Annotated in this window: 29 protein-coding genes; 1 reads left to right on the forward strand and 28 read right to left on the reverse strand. The window is 53.4% G+C overall.

All coding sequences use genetic code 11. The features are described from left to right. Positions 1 to 325: 325 nt before the first annotated feature. The 28 genes from rplQ to rpsJ form a co-directional block, all read right to left on the reverse strand. Positions 326 to 709, reverse strand: coding sequence for a 50S ribosomal protein L17 (gene rplQ, locus BN1118_RS00110; protein WP_005307999.1), 384 nt, complete (start codon positions 707 to 709; stop codon positions 326 to 328). A gap of 43 nt (positions 710 to 752) precedes the next feature. Then, the gene (locus BN1118_RS00115; RefSeq protein ID WP_005307997.1) at positions 753 to 1,742 is read right to left on the reverse strand and encodes a DNA-directed RNA polymerase subunit alpha; all 990 of its coding nucleotides are present in this window, start codon (positions 1,740 to 1,742) and stop codon (positions 753 to 755) included. A gap of 25 nt (positions 1,743 to 1,767) precedes the next feature. After that, entirely contained in the window at positions 1,768 to 2,388 is a 621-nt protein-coding gene (gene rpsD / locus BN1118_RS00120; protein WP_005340600.1) for a 30S ribosomal protein S4, read from the reverse strand. A 39-nt stretch (positions 2,389 to 2,427) separates the two neighbouring features. After that, positions 2,428 to 2,817: a 30S ribosomal protein S11 gene (rpsK, locus tag BN1118_RS00125; protein ID WP_005319702.1), complete on the reverse strand. Its 390-nt coding sequence runs from the start codon at positions 2,815 to 2,817 to the stop codon at positions 2,428 to 2,430. Positions 2,818 to 2,831: 14 nt separating this feature from the next. After that, on the reverse strand, positions 2,832 to 3,188 hold the full coding sequence (rpsM, locus tag BN1118_RS00130) for a 30S ribosomal protein S13 (protein WP_005307991.1): 357 nt from the start codon (positions 3,186 to 3,188) through the stop codon (positions 2,832 to 2,834). Positions 3,189 to 3,327: 139 nt separating this feature from the next. Then, positions 3,328 to 3,441 carry a 50S ribosomal protein L36 gene (rpmJ, locus tag BN1118_RS20860; RefSeq protein ID WP_005319705.1) on the reverse strand — a complete coding sequence of 38 codons (114 nt, stop codon included), beginning with the start codon at positions 3,439 to 3,441 and terminating at the stop codon, positions 3,328 to 3,330. Positions 3,442 to 3,468: 27 nt separating this feature from the next. Beyond that, a complete protein-coding gene (gene secY / locus BN1118_RS00135) occupies positions 3,469 to 4,797 on the reverse strand; it encodes a preprotein translocase subunit SecY (protein WP_010672567.1) in 1,329 nt (442 codons plus the stop codon). An 8-nt stretch (positions 4,798 to 4,805) separates the two neighbouring features. Next, positions 4,806 to 5,243, reverse strand: a complete 438-nt coding sequence (gene rplO, locus BN1118_RS00140; protein WP_005319708.1) for a 50S ribosomal protein L15 — start codon at positions 5,241 to 5,243, stop codon at positions 4,806 to 4,808. Between the two features lie 2 nt (positions 5,244 to 5,245). Next, positions 5,246 to 5,425: a 50S ribosomal protein L30 gene (gene rpmD / locus BN1118_RS20865; protein WP_005307985.1), complete on the reverse strand. Its 180-nt coding sequence runs from the start codon at positions 5,423 to 5,425 to the stop codon at positions 5,246 to 5,248. Positions 5,426 to 5,431: 6 nt separating this feature from the next. Then, complete coding sequence (rpsE, locus tag BN1118_RS00145; RefSeq protein WP_042010196.1) at positions 5,432 to 5,932, reverse strand: 30S ribosomal protein S5; 501 nt, start codon at positions 5,930 to 5,932, stop codon at positions 5,432 to 5,434. Positions 5,933 to 5,946: 14 nt separating this feature from the next. Further along, positions 5,947 to 6,300 (reverse strand): 50S ribosomal protein L18, encoded by a 354-nt coding sequence (gene rplR / locus BN1118_RS00150; protein ID WP_005319717.1) that lies wholly within the window; start codon positions 6,298 to 6,300, stop codon positions 5,947 to 5,949. A gap of 9 nt (positions 6,301 to 6,309) precedes the next feature. Continuing rightward, positions 6,310 to 6,843 (reverse strand): 50S ribosomal protein L6, encoded by a 534-nt coding sequence (gene rplF / locus BN1118_RS00155; RefSeq protein ID WP_005319720.1) that lies wholly within the window; start codon positions 6,841 to 6,843, stop codon positions 6,310 to 6,312. A gap of 13 nt (positions 6,844 to 6,856) precedes the next feature. Beyond that, positions 6,857 to 7,249, reverse strand: coding sequence for a 30S ribosomal protein S8 (rpsH, locus tag BN1118_RS00160; protein ID WP_005307980.1), 393 nt, complete (start codon positions 7,247 to 7,249; stop codon positions 6,857 to 6,859). A 19-nt stretch (positions 7,250 to 7,268) separates the two neighbouring features. Then, positions 7,269 to 7,574, reverse strand: coding sequence for a 30S ribosomal protein S14 (gene rpsN / locus BN1118_RS00165; RefSeq protein WP_005319722.1), 306 nt, complete (start codon positions 7,572 to 7,574; stop codon positions 7,269 to 7,271). Positions 7,575 to 7,584: 10 nt separating this feature from the next. Continuing rightward, the gene (gene rplE, locus BN1118_RS00170) at positions 7,585 to 8,124 is read right to left on the reverse strand and encodes a 50S ribosomal protein L5 (RefSeq protein ID WP_005319725.1); all 540 of its coding nucleotides are present in this window, start codon (positions 8,122 to 8,124) and stop codon (positions 7,585 to 7,587) included. 13 nt (positions 8,125 to 8,137) lie between these two features. After that, on the reverse strand, positions 8,138 to 8,455 hold the full coding sequence (rplX, locus tag BN1118_RS00175; RefSeq protein ID WP_042033862.1) for a 50S ribosomal protein L24: 318 nt from the start codon (positions 8,453 to 8,455) through the stop codon (positions 8,138 to 8,140). Between the two features lie 11 nt (positions 8,456 to 8,466). Next, a complete protein-coding gene (gene rplN, locus BN1118_RS00180; protein WP_005307975.1) occupies positions 8,467 to 8,835 on the reverse strand; it encodes a 50S ribosomal protein L14 in 369 nt (122 codons plus the stop codon). A gap of 147 nt (positions 8,836 to 8,982) precedes the next feature. Further along, entirely contained in the window at positions 8,983 to 9,231 is a 249-nt protein-coding gene (rpsQ, locus tag BN1118_RS00185; RefSeq protein WP_005319730.1) for a 30S ribosomal protein S17, read from the reverse strand. Beyond that, positions 9,231 to 9,422 (reverse strand): 50S ribosomal protein L29, encoded by a 192-nt coding sequence (gene rpmC, locus BN1118_RS00190; RefSeq protein ID WP_005319733.1) that lies wholly within the window; start codon positions 9,420 to 9,422, stop codon positions 9,231 to 9,233. Before rpmC ends, rpsQ begins: the two co-directional genes overlap by 1 nt. Then, a complete protein-coding gene (rplP, locus tag BN1118_RS00195) occupies positions 9,422 to 9,835 on the reverse strand; it encodes a 50S ribosomal protein L16 (RefSeq protein WP_005340612.1) in 414 nt (137 codons plus the stop codon). Before rplP ends, rpmC begins: the two co-directional genes overlap by 1 nt. Before the next feature lie 12 nt (positions 9,836 to 9,847). Beyond that, entirely contained in the window at positions 9,848 to 10,561 is a 714-nt protein-coding gene (gene rpsC / locus BN1118_RS00200; RefSeq protein ID WP_033130008.1) for a 30S ribosomal protein S3, read from the reverse strand. A gap of 3 nt (positions 10,562 to 10,564) precedes the next feature. Beyond that, on the reverse strand, positions 10,565 to 10,909 hold the full coding sequence (gene rplV / locus BN1118_RS00205; RefSeq protein ID WP_033130007.1) for a 50S ribosomal protein L22: 345 nt from the start codon (positions 10,907 to 10,909) through the stop codon (positions 10,565 to 10,567). Positions 10,910 to 10,919: 10 nt separating this feature from the next. Further along, the gene (gene rpsS / locus BN1118_RS00210; RefSeq protein ID WP_005307960.1) at positions 10,920 to 11,198 is read right to left on the reverse strand and encodes a 30S ribosomal protein S19; all 279 of its coding nucleotides are present in this window, start codon (positions 11,196 to 11,198) and stop codon (positions 10,920 to 10,922) included. Between the two features lie 22 nt (positions 11,199 to 11,220). Further along, positions 11,221 to 12,042 (reverse strand): 50S ribosomal protein L2, encoded by an 822-nt coding sequence (gene rplB / locus BN1118_RS00215; RefSeq protein ID WP_005319743.1) that lies wholly within the window; start codon positions 12,040 to 12,042, stop codon positions 11,221 to 11,223. A 15-nt stretch (positions 12,043 to 12,057) separates the two neighbouring features. After that, positions 12,058 to 12,360: a 50S ribosomal protein L23 gene (rplW, locus tag BN1118_RS00220; protein ID WP_042019359.1), complete on the reverse strand. Its 303-nt coding sequence runs from the start codon at positions 12,358 to 12,360 to the stop codon at positions 12,058 to 12,060. Then, positions 12,357 to 12,962, reverse strand: coding sequence for a 50S ribosomal protein L4 (rplD, locus tag BN1118_RS00225; RefSeq protein ID WP_005340616.1), 606 nt, complete (start codon positions 12,960 to 12,962; stop codon positions 12,357 to 12,359). Before rplD ends, rplW begins: the two co-directional genes overlap by 4 nt. Before the next feature lie 17 nt (positions 12,963 to 12,979). After that, positions 12,980 to 13,612 (reverse strand): 50S ribosomal protein L3, encoded by a 633-nt coding sequence (gene rplC, locus BN1118_RS00230; RefSeq protein WP_005319753.1) that lies wholly within the window; start codon positions 13,610 to 13,612, stop codon positions 12,980 to 12,982. A 22-nt stretch (positions 13,613 to 13,634) separates the two neighbouring features. Continuing rightward, the gene (gene rpsJ / locus BN1118_RS00235) at positions 13,635 to 13,946 is read right to left on the reverse strand and encodes a 30S ribosomal protein S10 (protein ID WP_005307944.1); all 312 of its coding nucleotides are present in this window, start codon (positions 13,944 to 13,946) and stop codon (positions 13,635 to 13,637) included. Positions 13,947 to 14,302: 356 nt separating this feature from the next. Between rpsJ and BN1118_RS00240 the strand changes: the two genes are divergently transcribed. Continuing rightward, a complete protein-coding gene (locus BN1118_RS00240; protein WP_043554020.1) occupies positions 14,303 to 15,217 on the forward strand; it encodes a DMT family transporter in 915 nt (304 codons plus the stop codon). Positions 15,218 to 15,223: the final 6 nt, after the last annotated feature.

Consider the following 15,223-nt stretch of genomic DNA (forward strand, 5'->3'; position numbering starts at 1 on the left):
GCAATAAAACTGCAAAAATCAGCACTTATTTAGTTATTCATAACCAACCACAGCTTTTGTACAAACTTATCCACAGAAACAAGCATTGGGAGGGTTAAGAACATCTGTTTTCCTATGTTTTGCCGCGCAACACATCCCACACGGGCCAATACACTGATGCCAGGAACGGAGAAGGCTGTAACAACGCATATAGGCAAATTACCTATATAAGAGAGAGTGCAGTCCAGGTAACAAGGCAGTTGAGGCAGTTGAGGCAGTTGAGGCAGTTGAGGCAGTATCAGGATCCCTTAAAAGAAAAGCCGGGACAAGCCCGGCTTTTTCTTTATCACTCAGCAGCTGCTTCAGCAGCGGCCGGGCGGTCTACCAGCTCAATATAAGCCATAGGGGCGTTGTCGCCTGCACGGAAACCGCATTTCAGAATGCGAGTATAACCGCCGGCGCGCTCCAGGTAGCGCGGGCCCAGTTCATTGAACAGCTTAGCCACGATCGCGTTGTCGCGAGTACGGGCAAATGCCAGGCGACGATTAGCAACGCTATCAGTCTTGGCAAGGGTGATCAGCGGTTCAACGACACGACGCAGCTCTTTTGCCTTAGGCAGAGTCGTCTTGATGATCTCATGACGAACCAGGGAGCTGGCCATGTTGCGGAACATAGCCTGACGATGGCTGCTGTTCCGGTTCAGTTGACGACCACTCAAACGATGGCGCATGACCTTATCCTTCTAACTAAATCTGTGAAACCCGTAATCTGGATTACTCGTCAGCGATGCTGGCGGGCGGCCAATTCTCGAGGCGCATGCCAAGAGACAGACCACGGGAGGCCAACACGTCCTTGATCTCAGTCAGGGACTTCTTACCGAGGTTAGGAGTCTTAAGCAACTCAACTTCGGTACGCTGTACCAGATCACCAATATAGTGGATAGCTTCTGCCTTCAGACAGTTCGCAGAACGAACTGTCAGCTCCAAATCATCGACAGGACGCAGCAGAATCGGATCAAACTCGGGTTTCTCTTCTTTCTTCTCGGGCACGCTGACATCGCGCAGATCCACGAAGGCTTCCAGTTGTTCGGCCAGAATAGTGGCAGAACGACGGATGGCTTCTTCAGGATCCAGAGTACCATTGGTCTCCATGTCGATGACCAGCTTGTCCAAGTCGGTACGCTGTTCCACACGTGCTGCCTCAACATTGTAGGCAATACGAACGATGGGGCTGAACGCGGAGTCCAGCAGCAGGCGACCAATCGGACGCTCTTCATCATCGTTGTGAACACGAGCAGAAGCAGGCACATAACCACGACCGCGCTGAACTTTCAGGCGCATGCTGATTTCAGCATTGGCACCAGTCAGGTGGCAGATTACGTGCTCCGGGTTTACGATCTCGACTTCATCACCGTGAGTGATATCACCAGCGGTAACGGGGCCTGTTCCAGACTTGGTCAGGGACAGAGTTACCTCGTCCTTGCCTTCCAGCTTTACAGCGATACCTTTCAGGTTGAGCAGGATTTCAAGAATGTCTTCCTGTACACCTTCTTTGCTGCTGTACTCATGCAGTACCCCGTCAATTTCGACTTCAGTAACTGCACAACCGGGCATAGATGACAGCAAAATACGACGCAGGGCATTGCCCAGCGTGTGACCAAAGCCACGCTCGAGTGGCTCAAGAGTCACTTTCGCATGAGTCGGGCTAACTTGCTCGATGTCAACTAGCCGCGGTTTAAGAAAATCTGTTACAGAACCCAGCATTGTGTCCTCTCTTTAGAAGCTAGCTTTACTTGGAGTAAAGCTCGACGATCAGCTGTTCGTTAATGTCGGCAGACAGGTCGGAACGCTCTGGCAGACGCTTGAAAGCACCTTCCATTTTAGCGGCATCAACCTCTACCCAAGTCGGCTTCTCACGCTGACCAGCAACTTCCAGGGAAGCTTTGATACGCGCTTGCTTCTTAGCCTTCTCACGAACGCAGATCACGTCCTCAGGGGAAACCTGGAAAGAAGGAATGTTCACAACGCGACCGTTTACCATGATGGCTTTGTGGCTCACCAGCTGACGAGATTCAGCACGGGTAGCGCCGAAGCCCATACGGTAAACAACGTTGTCCAAACGACCTTCCAGCAGCTGCAACAGGTTTTCACCGGTGTTACCCTTTTGACGGGCAGCATCGCGATAGTAGTTGCGGAACTGTTTTTCCAATACGCCGTAGATACGACGAACTTTTTGTTTCTCGCGCAGCTGAACACCGTAGTCGGACAGACGCGCTTTACGCGCACCGTGCTGACCAGGGGCGGTGTCAATCTTGCACTTAGAATCAATCGCACGAACACCAGACTTCAGGAAGAGGTCGGTGCCCTCACGACGGCTAAGCTTAAGCTTAGGACCGATATATCTTGCCATCTTCTTTCTCCAACAATCCTAGACCAAGTAGCTACAGCGTTATACGCGGCGCTTCTTGGGAGGACGACAACCGTTGTGCGGGATCGGAGTCACATCAGTAATATTAGTGATGCGGAAACCAGCCGCGTTCAGAGCGCGGATGGAAGACTCACGACCGGGACCCGGACCTTTGACCATGACTTCCAGGTTCTTCACGCCGTATTCTTTGGCGATCTCACCAGCACGCTCAGCAGCTACCTGGGCAGCAAACGGAGTGGACTTACGGGAACCACGGAAACCTGAACCACCGGAGGTAGCCCATGACAGAGCATTGCCCTGACGGTCAGTAATGGTCACGATTGTGTTGTTGAAAGATGCATGAACGTGCGCAATACCGTCGCTCACTTGCTTTTTAACGCGCTTGCGAGCACGAGTCGGAGTTTTAGCCATTTTCTACCTTCCCGTTACTTCTTGATAGCCTTGCGCGGACCCTTACGGGTACGAGCGTTGGTCTTGGTACGTTGACCACGAACAGGCAGGCTACGACGGTGACGCAAACCACGGTAGCAACCCAGATCCATCAAGCGTTTGATGTTCATGGAAATCTGACGACGCAAGTCACCTTCAACGGTGAATTTACCTACTTGCTCGCGCAGACTTTCGATCTGAGCTTCGTCCAAGTCTTTAATTTTCACATTCTCAGCAATACCGGCTGCGGCACAGATGGCCTTGGAGCGGGTACGACCGACGCCATAAATCGCAGTCAACGCAATGACTGCATGCTTATGGTCAGGAATGTTAATGCCAGCGATACGGGCCACTGTTCACTCCTACGTAGCGTAGATAACGACCACCACAAAGCCCGTGAGCGGATACGTGGCGGTCAACCAATACACAACAAAAGTTGGCTGGCTATATTAGCCAGCACAACTATTTGTTGCAAGTACTAACCGTAAAAAATTAGCCTTGGCGCTGTTTATGCTTTGGCTCGCTGCAAATCACACGCACCACACCGTGACGCTTGATGATTTTGCAGTTACGGCAGATTGCCTTAACGGAAGCACGAACTTTCATTGCTTAACTCCGTAACTACGCCGACCTTTAGCGGCCGTAGCCCTTCAGGTTGGCCTTCCTCAGGACGTCGCCATATTGATGAGACATCATATGGGTTTGTACCTGAGCCATGAAGTCCATGATAACTACCACGATAATCAGCAGCGAAGTGCCACCGAAGTAGAACTGTACGTTCCAAGCAGTCATCAAGAACTGGGGTACCAGACAGATAAAGGTTATATAGAGTGCACCTGCCAATGTCAGGCGAGTCATAACCTTATCGATGTAACGTGCTGTCTGCTCGCCCGGGCGGATCCCCGGGATAAAGGCTCCACTCTTCTTCAGGTTGTCTGCTGTCTCGCGGGGGTTGAACACCAGCGCGGTATAGAAGAAACAGAAGAAGATAATGGCTGCTGCATACAACATCTCATACAAGGGCTGACCCGGCTGCAGGACCATAGAGACCTGTTGCAGGATATCAGCGATCTTGCCCTCACCCTGACCAAACCAAGAGGTAATGGTCCCTGGGAAGAGGATGATGCTGGATGCGAAAATCGCAGGAATCACACCGGCCATATTCACTTTCAACGGCAGGTGTGTGCTTTGCGCGGCGAATACCTGGCGGCCTTGTTGACGCTTGGCGTAGTTAACGACGATACGACGCTGACCACGCTCCACGAACACCACAAAGTAAGTCACTGCGAAAACAATCAAGCCCAGCAACAACAACAGCAGGATGTGCAATTCCCCTTGACGTGCCTGTTCGGCCGTAGCACCAATGGCATGCGGCAAACCAGCAACGATACCCGTGAAAATAATCAACGAGATACCATTACCGATCCCACGCTCGGTAATCTGCTCACCCAACCACATCAAAAACATGGTACCGGTGACCAGACTCACAACGGCCGTGAAATAGAAGCCCAAACCCGGATGAGTCACGAGTCCCTGCATCATATTCGGCAGACCGGTTGCAATACCAATGGCCTGGAAAGTTCCCAAAACCAGCGTGCCCCAACGGGTATATTGGCTAATCTTGCGACGGCCGGATTCACCTTCTTTCTTGAGTTCAGCAAGAGCGGGGTGAACCACAGTCAGCAGCTGGATAATGATCGACGCCGAAATGTACGGCATGATCCCCAGCGCAAGAATAGAAGCACGCGAGAGTGCACCACCACTGAACATGTTGAACATCTCAATGATGGTGCCCTTCTGTTGTTGGAACAACTCGGCCAGTACGGCGGCGTCAATACCAGGAATCGGCACATAAGAGCCTGCACGGAAAACGATAATCGCCCCGAGAACGAAGAGCAGACGGCTCTTCAGTTCACTCAGACCACCCTGTGCTTTAACATCCAATCCTGGTTTCTTAGCCATTGTACTGATTATTCCTCGATTTTACCGCCAGCGGCCTCGATGGCTGCACGTGCACCTTTGGTGACGGACACACCACGAACGGTCACAGCACGGTCAATGTTGCCAGACAGAACAACTTTAGCGAAAACGATGTTCTTAGTAACAACACCGGCTTGCTTCAGAGTGCTCAGATCGACCACATCACCTTCTACCATGGCGATTTCGTTCAGACGCACTTCGGCAGAAACCAAAGATTTGCGAGAGAAGAAACCGAACTTCGGCAGACGGATTTTCAAAGGCATCTGGCCGCCTTCGAAACCAGCGCGGACTTTACCGCCACCGGAACGAGAGGTTTGACCTTTCACACCACGACCACCAGTCTTGCCCAGGCCGGAGCCGATACCACGACCACGACGTTGTTTTTCAGGCTTGGAACCAGCGGCCGGAGACAGAGTATTCAGACGCATGCTTAGCCCTCCACCTTAACCATGTAATAAACCTGGTTGATCATACCGCGTACGCAGGGAGTATCTTCCAGCTCAACGGTGTGACCAATGCGACGCAGACCCAGACCACGCAGAGTCGCCTTGTGCTTTGGCAGACGGCCGATAGAGCTGCGAGTTTGAGTTACTTTTACAGTGTTAGCCATGTCGCATTACCCCAGAATTTCTTCAACGCGCAGACCACGCTTGGCAGCGATCTGGGCCGGGGATTGACCCTGTACCAGAGCGTCGACAGTTGCGCGAACAACGTTGATTGGGTTGGTGGAACCGTAGGTCTTGGCCAGCACGTTGTGGATACCAGCAACTTCCAGAACAGCACGCATGGCGCCGCCTGCAATGATACCAGTACCTTGTGAGGCCGGCTTCATGAACACGGTGGAACCGGAGTGAACACCGCGCACCGGGTGGTGCAGAGTGCCATTGTTCAGTTCTACCTTGCTCAGGTTACGTTTAGCCTGTTCCATCGCTTTTTGAATAGCGGCCGGAACTTCACGGGCCTTACCGTAACCGTAACCTACACGGCCGTTACCATCACCCACCACGGTCAACGCGGTGAAGGACATGATACGACCACCTTTAACAGTTTTCGAAACACGGTTTACTGCAATCAGCTTTTCTTGCAGTTCGCCGGCTTGAGATTCGACTTTAGCCATCTTCGACTCCTAGCTTAGAACTGAAGACCAGCGTCACGAGCAGCGGTAGCCAGAGCGGCTACACGACCGTGATACTTGAAACCGGAACGATCGAAAGATACGTTCTGAACGCCTTTGGCAATAGCACGCTCAGCGATTGCTTTACCTACTGCGGTAGCTGCATCAGCATTACCGGAGTATTTAAGCGCTTCACTGATGGCTTTCTCTACTGTAGAAGCAGAGGCCAGAACTTCGGAACCGTTGGCTGCGATAACCTGCGCGTAGATATGACGCGGGGTACGGTGAACAACCAGACGGGTAGCTCCCAGTTCCTGCATCTTCTTCCGAGCACGAGTAGCACGACGGAGACGAGCTGCTTTCTTGTCCATAGTGTTACCTTACTTCTTCTTAGCTTCTTTAGTACGCACTTGCTCGTTGGCATAGCGTACACCCTTGCCCTTGTAGGGCTCCGGAGCGCGGTAAGAACGGATATCGGCGGCGACTTGGCCAACCAGCTGCTTGTCCACACCACGCAGAACGATCTCTGTAGCGGTCGGGCATTCAGCGGTGACACCAGCCGGCAGCGCATGCTCTACCGGGTGAGAGAAGCCCAGGGCCAGCGCGACAGCATTGCCCTTGATGGAGGCTTTGTAACCTACACCAACCAGCTGCAGCTTACGCTCGAAGCCTTGGGTAACACCGATTACCATGTTGTTAGCCAATGCACGTGCAGTACCGGCCTGAGCGTCAGCACCAGCGATGCCGTCGCGCGGGGCGAACTTCAGTACATTGTCTTCTTTGGTCACTTCTACACCGGCGTGGATGGAACGAACCAGAGAACCTTTACCACCTTTGATGGACAGTTCCTGACCGTTCAGAGTCACCTCTACGCCAGCAGGAATAGTGACGGGTGCCTTAGCAACGCGAGACATTTCCGACCTCCTATTAAGCGACGTAGCAGATGATCTCACCGCCCATGCTTGCCTTGCGGGCAGCACGGTCGGTCATCACACCTTTAGACGTGGACACGATAGCAACACCGAGACCGCCCATAACTTTCGGCAGATCAGTAGTGCGCTTGTAAATACGCAGGCCGGGACGGCTCACGCGTTGGATCAGTTCTACAACCGGCTTGCCCTGGAAATATTTCAGTTCAATTTCCAGTTCAGGCTTCACATCACCCGCTACGGAGTAGCCAGCGATGTAACCTTCTTCTTTCAGCACTTTGGCAATTGCCACTTTCAGCTTGGAAGAAGGCATGGAAACCGCAACTTTGCTCGCCGCCTGACCGTTACGGATGCGGGTCAGCATATCCGCGATCGGATCTTGCATGCTCATAGTCTAACTCCCGAGATTCTTACCAAGAGGCCTTTTTGAGGCCTGGAATTTCGCCCTTCATGGCATGCTCACGCACCTTGATGCGGGACAGGCCAAACTTGCGCAGGAAACCGTGCGGACGACCAGTAATATTGCAACGGTTACGCTGGCGGGACGGACTGGAATCACGGGGCAGCTGTTGCAGTTGCAAGACAGCATCCCAACGCGCTTCTTCAGAAGCGTTCATATCAACGATGATAGCTTTCAGCTCGGTTCGCTTAGTGGCGAACTTGGCTACCAGCTTCGCACGCTTTGCTTCACGTGCTTTCATGGATGTTTTAGCCATAACCCTAACCTTACTTGCGGAATGGGAAGTTAAAGGCAGCCAGCAGAGCACGGCCTTCTTCATCGGTATTCGCGGAAGTGGTGATGGTGATATCCAGACCACGAACGCGATCGACTTTGTCATAGTCGATTTCCGGGAAGATGATTTGCTCACGCACGCCCATGGAGTAGTTACCACGACCATCAAACGCTTTAGCGTTCAGGCCACGGAAGTCACGGATACGCGGTACGGAGATGCAAATCAGCCGTTCCAGGAACTCCCACATACGCTCGCCACGCAGGGTTACTTTACAACCTATCGGGTAGCCTTCACGAATCTTGAAGCCCGCAACAGATTTGCGAGCTTTGGTGATCAGCGGCTTCTGACCGGAAATGGCAGCCATATCGGCAGCGGCATTTTCCAACAGCTTTTTGTCAGAGATAGCTTCACCAACACCCATGTTCAGGGTGATTTTCTCGATCCGAGGGACTTGCATGATAGTCTTGTAACCGAACTGTTTGGCCAGTTCATTTACTACATCGGATTTGTAGTAATCATGCAGTTTCGCCATCGTTAAACTCCAATTACTTCACAAGTTCGCCGGTGGATTTGAAGAAACGAACTTTTTTGCCGTCTTCAATCCGGAAACCAACGCGATCAGCCTTGCCAGCGGCAGAGTTGAACAGCGCTACGTTAGAAACGTCCATTGGGGCTTCTTTGCTGATGATACCGCCAGCCTGACCCAGTGCGGGTACCGGCTTTTGGTGTTTCTTCACCAGGTTGATGCCTTCAACGTATACCTTACCTTCGCTTACCAGGACTTGAGTGACTTTGCCACGCTTGCCCTTGTCTTTGCCGGTAAGAACAATCACTTCGTCTTCGCGACGGATTTTAGCTGCCATCGTTCGACTCCTTACAGTACTTCGGGTGCCAGGGACACAATCTTCATGAACTTCTCATTACGGAGTTCACGGGTCACCGGGCCAAAAATACGAGTACCGATTGGCTGTTGGTTGTTGTTAAGCAACACAGCCGCATTGTTGTCGAAACGGATGACTGAGCCGTCCGGACGACGAACGCCTTTACGGGTGCGTACGACCACCGCGTTATACACATCACCTTTCTTCACTTTACCGCGAGGAATGGCTTCCTTAATGGAAACTTTGATGATGTCGCCGATGCCGGCGTAACGGCGGTGCGAGCCACCCAGAACCTTAATACACATTACACTGCGAGCGCCGGAGTTGTCGGCTACGCCCAGCATACTTTGCATCTGGATCATTTTAGTGCTCCGCTTTGTTTACTTCTTATCCCTCTCGGGATCTGGCTGCCTTCAAAAGGCGCGAAACTATAACACAGGATTTTTAGAAAAGGTAGCCTAAAAAACAAACGGCCCCGCTAAGGGGCCGTTTGGGCTAAAAAGTACCGATTAGGCCTTTTCTAAGATCGCAACCAGGGTCCAGGACTTGGTCTTGGACAGCGGGCGGCACTCGCGGATTTCCACGAGATCGCCAGCTTTACACTCGTTGTTCTCATCATGTACGTGCAGCTTGGTAGTGCGCTTGATGATCTTACCGTAGATCGGGTGCTTTACCTTGCGCTCGATAGCAACAGTGATGGATTTCTCCATCTTGTCGCTAATTACACGACCTTGCAGAGTACGGATCTTGTCAGTCATTACGCACCTGCCTTCTCAGTCAGTACAGTCTTGATACGTGCGACGTCACGACGCACTTGTTTCAGAGTGTGAGTCTGAGCCAGCTGGCCGGTGGACGCTTGCATGCGCATGTTGAATTGCTCACGCAGCAGGCCCAGCAGCTCCTGGTTCAGTTCATCGACGCTCTTTTGACGCAGATCTTGGGCTTTCATCACATCACCGTCTTAATTACGAAAGTGGTCTGAACAGACAGCTTAGCTGCGGCCAGGGCAAACGCTTCACGCGCCAGAGCCTCAGGTACACCGTCCATCTCGTACAGAACCTTGCCAGGCTGGATCGGGCAAACCCAATATTCCACGTTACCCTTACCTTTACCCATACGAACTTCGAGGGGCTTTTCGGTGATGGGCTTGTCCGGGAATACACGGATCCAGATCTTACCTTGACGCTTAACGTGACGGGTCATGGCACGACGGGCTGCTTCGATTTGACGAGCAGTCAGTTGACCACGAGATGTCGCCTTCAGGCCAAAGGTACCGAAGGATACTTCGTTACCAGAGGTGGCCAGACCGCGGTTACGACCCTTATGGGTCTTGCGGAATTTAGTACGCTTAGGTTGCAACATTTACCGATCTCCTTACTTAGCAGCGCGGCGCTTGTTGTCACGCTTGGGCTTTGCAGGAGCTTGCTCTTGAGCAGCGGCAGCATTGACTGCAGCCAGACCGCCCAGAACTTCGCCCTTGAAGATCCAAACTTTGACGCCGATCACACCGTAAGTGGTGTGGGCTTCAGAAGTTGCGTAGTCGATGTCGGCACGCAGGGTGTGCAAAGGCACACGACCTTCACGGTACCATTCGGTACGCGCGATTTCAGCGCCGCCCAGACGACCGGACACTTCCACTTTGATGCCCTTGGCACCCAGGCGCATGGCGTTTTGTACGGCGCGCTTCATAGCACGACGGAACATAACGCGACGTTCCAGCTGGGAAGTGATGCTGTCGGCAACGAGTTTGCCATCCAGCTCCGGCTTGCGGACTTCGGAAATGTTGATCTGAGCAGGCACGCCAGCAATTACGGCGACGGCTTTGCGCAGTTTCTCAACGTCTTCGCCTTTCTTGCCGATCACGACACCCGGACGAGCAGTGTGAATGGTCACACGGATGCTCTTGGCCGGACGCTCGATGGTGATCTTGGACAAGGAAGCGTTTTTCAGCTCCTTGGTCAGGAACTGGCGTACTTGAAAATCGCTGTACAGGTTGTCAGCGAAGTCTTTGGTGTTCGCGAACCAGGTAGAATTCCAAGGCTTGGTAATACCCAGGCGAATGCCATTAGGATGTACTTTCTGACCCATTGCTTATCTCCCAGCCTTAGCGTCGGATACCACTACAGTGATGTGAGCGGTACGCTTGAGGATACGATCCGCACGACCTTTGGCACGCGGACGGATGCGCTTCATGGAGGGACCTTCGTCGACCATGATAGTAGCAACACGCAGGGCGTCGATGTCGGCGCCTTCGTTGTGCTCAGCGTTTGCAATGGCAGATTCCAGCACTTTCTTAACCAGCACAGCAGCCTTTTTCGGGCTGAAGGTCAGGAGATTCAGAGCCTTGTCTACGGACAGACCACGTACTTGATCGGCTACCAGACGAGCTTTCTGGGCAGAAGTACGGGCATAACGGTGTTTAGCGATAGCTTCCATCATTTATCCCTTAGCGCTTCTTAGCCTTCTTATCAGCAGCATGGCCGCGATAAGTACGAGTCGGTGCGAATTCACCCAGTTTGTGACCGATCATTTCTTCGGTAACGAAAACCGGAACGTGCTGACGACCATTATGGACAGCGATGGTCAAACCGATCATGTTCGGGATGATCATTGAACGACGGGACCAGGTCTTAACCGGCTTTTTATCCCCGCTTTCCACCGCTTTCTCTACCTTCTTCAGCAAGTGCAGGTCAATAAATGGACCCTTCTTGAGAGAACGTGGCATGGTGATTCCTCTATGTTAACAATTACTTGTTACGACGACGTACGATGTACTTGTCGGTACGCTTGTTCTTACGGGTCTTGAAGCCTTTAGCCTTCTGGCCCCATGGGGACACAGGCTGCATGCCCTTGTTACGACCCTCACCACCACCGTGCGGGTGGTCGACCGGGTTCATCGCCATACCGCGAACGGTCGGACGAATACCACGCCAGCGGTTGGCACCGGCTTTACCCAGTTGACGCAACATGTGCTCGGAGTTACCGACTTCACCTATGGTGGCGCGGCACTCGGCCAGAACTTTACGTACTTCGCCGGAACGCAGACGCAGAGTTACATAGTTACCTTCACGAGCCAGGATCTGGATGAAAGTACCAGCGGAACGAGCCAGCTGGGCACCTTTACCAGGTTTCATCTCAACGGCGTGAACAGTCGAACCGACCGGGATGTTGCGCATCGGCAGGGTGTTACCTACCTTGATTGCGGCATCAGCACCAGAAGCGATAGCGTCACCAGCTTTCAGGCCTTTCGGAGCCAGGATGTAACGACGCTCACCGTCTGCATACAACACCAGAGCGATGTTAGCGGTACGGTTAGGATCGTATTCCAGGCGCTCTACTTTGGCCGGGATACCGTCTTTGTCGCGCTTGAAGTCGACGATACGGTAATGCTGCTTGTGACCACCACCGATATGACGGGTAGTGATACGACCGTTGTTGTTACGACCACCGGACTTGCTCTTGCTGTCCAGCAGAGCGGCAAAGGGCTTACCCTTGTACAGCTCTTGATTGACGATCTTAACGACGTGGCGGCGGCCCGGAGAAGTAGGCTTGCACTTAACGATTGCCATTTTTCAGAACTCCTCTTACTCGGCTGCGCCCATGAAGTCGATGTCCTGACCAGCTTTCAGGGTCACATAAGCCTTTTTCCAATCGGAACGACGGCCTACGCGTGCACCTGCGCGCTTGGTTTTACCCTTCATGTTCAGGGTACGGACGGTCTCAACTTCGACCTCGAACAGTTTCGCAACTGCAGCTTTGACTTCCGCCTTGGTGGCGTCGACAGCAATTTTGAACACGATAGTGTTCTGCTTCTCGGCGACCATGGTGCTCTTTTCAGAGATATGCGGAGCCTTCAGAACTTTCAACAGACGCTCTTCGCGGATCATGCCAGCATCTCCTCGATTTGCTTAACTGCATCAGCAGTCATCAGAACCTTGTCGAAAGCGATCAGGCTGACCGGGTCGATACCGGCAACGTCACGCACGTCAACTTTGTACAGGTTGCGAGCAGCCAGGAACAGGTTCTCATCGACTTCAGCTGTCACGATCAGAACGTCAGTCAGTTCCATCTCTTTCAGCTTGGCGATCAGTTCTTTGGTCTTCGGCGCTTCGATGCCGAATTTCTCGACAACGATCAGGCGCTCTTGACGTACCAGCTCGGACAGGATGCTACGGATAGCGCCGCGGTACATCTTCTTGTTTACTTTTTGGCTGTGATCTTGCGGCTTAGCGGCAAAAGTCACACCACCGGAACGCCAAATGGGCGAACGGATGGAGCCAGCACGGGCACGACCAGTACCCTTCTGACGCCACGGCTTTTTGCCGCCACCAGACACTTCAGAGCGAGTCAGCTGCGCGCGAGTACCCTGACGGGCACCTGCGGCATATGCAACGACGACCTGGTGAACCAGAGCTTCGTTGAATTCGCGCCCGAAGGTAGTCTCGGAAACTTCAAGAGCGCTCTTGGCGTCTTTCATTACCAATTCCATTACTATCTCCTCAGACGTTACGCTTTGACGGCAGGTTTGACGATCACGTTGCCGTTGGTTGCACCTGGGACTGCACCTTTGATGAGCAGCAGGTTACGTTCAGCGTCAACACGAACCAGTTCCAGGTTCTGAGTCGTTACACGCTCAGCACCCATGTGACCAGCCATCTTTTTGCCCTTGAATACACGACCCGGAGTCTGGTTCTGACCGATAGAACCCGGAGCGCGGTGAGACAAGGAGTTACCGTGGGTCATATCCTGGGTACGGAAGTTGTGGCGCTTTACAGTGCCCGCAAAACCTTTACCTTTGGATGTGCCGGTAACGTCTACCATCTTAACGTCAGCGAGAAGATCTACTTTCAGCTCGCTACCAACAGTGAAAGTTTCACCGTTGTTCAAGCGGAATTCCCACAGGCCGCGGCCGGCTTCTACACCAGCTTTGGCGAAGTGGCCAGCTTCCGGCTTGGTCACACGGCTGGCTTTTTTGGCGCCAGTGGTAACCTGAATAGCGTTGTAGCCGTCGGTTTCTACAGATTTGACCTGAGTTACACGGTTAGCTTCAACTTCGATAACAGTCACCGGGATAGAAACGCCATCTTCAGTGAAGATGCGAGTCATACCCACTTTGCGACCTACAAGACCGATTGTCATTGTTATCAACCTCTTTCCGTAATTAACCCAGGCTGATCTGGACGTCTACACCAGCTGCCAGATCCAGACGCATCAGAGCGTCAACGGTCTTGTCAGTCGGTTCAACGATGTCTACCAGACGCTTGTGAGTGCGGATCTCGTACTGATCACGCGCATCTTTGTTGACGTGCGGGGAGATCAGGACGGTGAAGCGCTCTTTGCGAGTCGGCAGCGGGATAGGACCGCGAACCTGCGCGCCGGTGCGCTTTGCAGTTTCAACGATTTCCGCTGTGGATTGATCAATCAGGCGATGATCAAAAGCCTTCAGGCGAATACGGATTCTTTGGTTCTGCATTGACAGAGCTCCAATAGATAAAAGAACATAAACCAACACCGCCCGACCGGGAGTTATCCCGCCAGAGGTGTGATTTTTCACGTTTCCCCCCATATCGGGAGGACTGTATGGCTGGCTGTCCGTAAACGAACAACTCAGCAGCAGACATATCGTCTGGCTTACCTCATGGGTAAGCGGAGGGGATTATACGGATTTTTCAAATTTGCGCAAGGGAGAGCGAACAGATTGTGCGCAGTTTTATGTGACAGATGGATCTCGCCGGCGGTGACGCCATTCCCCGCCAACCGGGGGTGACGACAATGTTACAAACAGGCTGGTAGACTGTGCGCCTGCCTCCGTCAGTGGAACGACATTCTATGCTCAAAGATCAAAAGAAAGCCTATCAGTATGGACTCTGCGCCGTTGCCCTCTGGTCGACGGTCGCCACCGCCTTCAAGATTTCCCTCGCCTACTTCGAGCCTGTGCAGCTGCTGCTTGTGGCCGCCTTCACCTCGACCCTGACTCTCGGCGCTATCGTTGCCAAACAGGGCAAGTTGGCACTGCTGCTGAGTTACCTCAAGGCCCGCCCCCTCTATTACCTGGCGCTGGGGGTATTGAATCCCTTCCTCTATTACCTGCTGCTGTTCAAGGCCTATGACCTGCTGCCCGCGCAACAGGCGCAGACCCTCAACTACACCTGGGCCATCACCCTCAGCCTGCTGGCCGTTCCCTTTCTCGGCCAGAAGCTGCGCCGCCGCGACGGCGTCGCCATAGTACTGGGCTACTTTGGGGCCCTGGTGATCGCCACCAAGGGGGATGTATTCGGCCTGCAGTTCGACAGCCCGCTCGGGGTGACCCTGGCGCTGGTATCGACCCTTATCTGGGCCAGTTACTGGATCCTCAACACCCGTAATCAGGGGGACCCCATCGTCAGCCTGCTGCTCGGCTTCATCATCAGCCTTCCCTTCATCGTCGTGGCGACCTGGCTGCTCTCCGATTTTGCCATGACCGCCTGGCAGGGCTGGGCCGGCGCCATCTATGTGGGCCTGTTCGAGATGGGTTTCGGCTTCGTGCTCTGGCTGATGGCCCTGCGCCACGCCACCAACACGGCCCCCATCAGCAACCTCATCTTCATCTCGCCCTTTGCCTCCCTGGTACTGCTCAACCTGCTGATCGGCGAAGCCATACACCCGGCCACCCCCATAGGGCTCGGGCTGATCGTGGCCGCCCTGCTGATCCAGCAGCTCAAATACGGCAAGCGCTACCGCAAGAGCGCCGAGCCGCAAGCCTGACAATGC

Origin of the sequence: Aeromonas bestiarum, assembly GCF_000819745.1 — a bacterium.
GTDB classification, from domain to species: domain Bacteria; phylum Pseudomonadota; class Gammaproteobacteria; order Enterobacterales; family Aeromonadaceae; genus Aeromonas; species Aeromonas bestiarum.

What these genes read in the sequence shown, in the direction of transcription:
- rplO (WP_005319708.1), bottom strand. Translation starts at nt 5,243, where the DNA reads ATGCGTCTGAATACTCTGTCTCCGGCCGCTGGTTCCAAGCCTGAAAAA.
- rpsN (WP_005319722.1), bottom strand. Translation starts at nt 7,574, where the DNA reads ATGGCTAAAACATCCATGAAAGCACGTGAAGCAAAGCGTGCGAAGCTG.
- rplW (WP_042019359.1), bottom strand. Translation starts at nt 12,360, where the DNA reads ATGATCCGCGAAGAGCGTCTGTTGAAAGTTCTGAAGGCTCCGCATATC.
- secY (WP_010672567.1), bottom strand. Translation starts at nt 4,797, where the DNA reads ATGGCTAAGAAACCAGGATTGGATGTTAAAGCACAGGGTGGTCTGAGT.
- rplB (WP_005319743.1), bottom strand. Translation starts at nt 12,042, where the DNA reads ATGGCAATCGTTAAGTGCAAGCCTACTTCTCCGGGCCGCCGCCACGTC.
- rplV (WP_033130007.1), bottom strand. Translation starts at nt 10,909, where the DNA reads ATGGAAGCTATCGCTAAACACCGTTATGCCCGTACTTCTGCCCAGAAA.
- rpsS (WP_005307960.1), bottom strand. Translation starts at nt 11,198, where the DNA reads ATGCCACGTTCTCTCAAGAAGGGTCCATTTATTGACCTGCACTTGCTG.
- rplD (WP_005340616.1), bottom strand. Translation starts at nt 12,962, where the DNA reads ATGGAATTGGTAATGAAAGACGCCAAGAGCGCTCTTGAAGTTTCCGAG.
- rplR (WP_005319717.1), bottom strand. Translation starts at nt 6,300, where the DNA reads ATGGACAAGAAAGCAGCTCGTCTCCGTCGTGCTACTCGTGCTCGGAAG.
- rplE (WP_005319725.1), bottom strand. Translation starts at nt 8,124, where the DNA reads ATGGCGAAACTGCATGATTACTACAAATCCGATGTAGTAAATGAACTG.
- rpsK (WP_005319702.1), bottom strand. Translation starts at nt 2,817, where the DNA reads ATGGCTAAAACTCCGACTCGTGCTCGCAAGCGCGTTAAAAAGCAAGTG.
- rplX (WP_042033862.1), bottom strand. Translation starts at nt 8,455, where the DNA reads ATGGCAGCTAAAATCCGTCGCGAAGACGAAGTGATTGTTCTTACCGGC.
- rpsJ (WP_005307944.1), bottom strand. Translation starts at nt 13,946, where the DNA reads ATGCAGAACCAAAGAATCCGTATTCGCCTGAAGGCTTTTGATCATCGC.
- rplF (WP_005319720.1), bottom strand. Translation starts at nt 6,843, where the DNA reads ATGTCTCGCGTTGCTAAGGCACCCGTCACTATTCCTGCTGGCGTAGAG.
- rpsD (WP_005340600.1), bottom strand. Translation starts at nt 2,388, where the DNA reads ATGGCAAGATATATCGGTCCTAAGCTTAAGCTTAGCCGTCGTGAGGGC.
- BN1118_RS00115 (WP_005307997.1), bottom strand. Translation starts at nt 1,742, where the DNA reads ATGCTGGGTTCTGTAACAGATTTTCTTAAACCGCGGCTAGTTGACATC.
- rplQ (WP_005307999.1), bottom strand. Translation starts at nt 709, where the DNA reads ATGCGCCATCGTTTGAGTGGTCGTCAACTGAACCGGAACAGCAGCCAT.
- rpmD (WP_005307985.1), bottom strand. Translation starts at nt 5,425, where the DNA reads ATGGCTAACACTGTAAAAGTAACTCAAACTCGCAGCTCTATCGGCCGT.
- rplP (WP_005340612.1), bottom strand. Translation starts at nt 9,835, where the DNA reads ATGTTGCAACCTAAGCGTACTAAATTCCGCAAGACCCATAAGGGTCGT.
- rplN (WP_005307975.1), bottom strand. Translation starts at nt 8,835, where the DNA reads ATGATCCAGATGCAAAGTATGCTGGGCGTAGCCGACAACTCCGGCGCT.
- rpmC (WP_005319733.1), bottom strand. Translation starts at nt 9,422, where the DNA reads ATGAAAGCCCAAGATCTGCGTCAAAAGAGCGTCGATGAACTGAACCAG.
- rpmJ (WP_005319705.1), bottom strand. Translation starts at nt 3,441, where the DNA reads ATGAAAGTTCGTGCTTCCGTTAAGGCAATCTGCCGTAACTGCAAAATC.
- rpsH (WP_005307980.1), bottom strand. Translation starts at nt 7,249, where the DNA reads ATGAGCATGCAAGATCCGATCGCGGATATGCTGACCCGCATCCGTAAC.
- rpsC (WP_033130008.1), bottom strand. Translation starts at nt 10,561, where the DNA reads ATGGGTCAGAAAGTACATCCTAATGGCATTCGCCTGGGTATTACCAAG.
- BN1118_RS00240 (WP_043554020.1), top strand. Translation starts at nt 14,303, where the DNA reads ATGCTCAAAGATCAAAAGAAAGCCTATCAGTATGGACTCTGCGCCGTT.
- rplC (WP_005319753.1), bottom strand. Translation starts at nt 13,612, where the DNA reads ATGACAATCGGTCTTGTAGGTCGCAAAGTGGGTATGACTCGCATCTTC.
- rpsQ (WP_005319730.1), bottom strand. Translation starts at nt 9,231, where the DNA reads ATGACTGACAAGATCCGTACTCTGCAAGGTCGTGTAATTAGCGACAAG.
- rpsE (WP_042010196.1), bottom strand. Translation starts at nt 5,932, where the DNA reads ATGGCTAAAGTCGAATCTCAAGCCGGCGAACTGCAAGAAAAGCTGATT.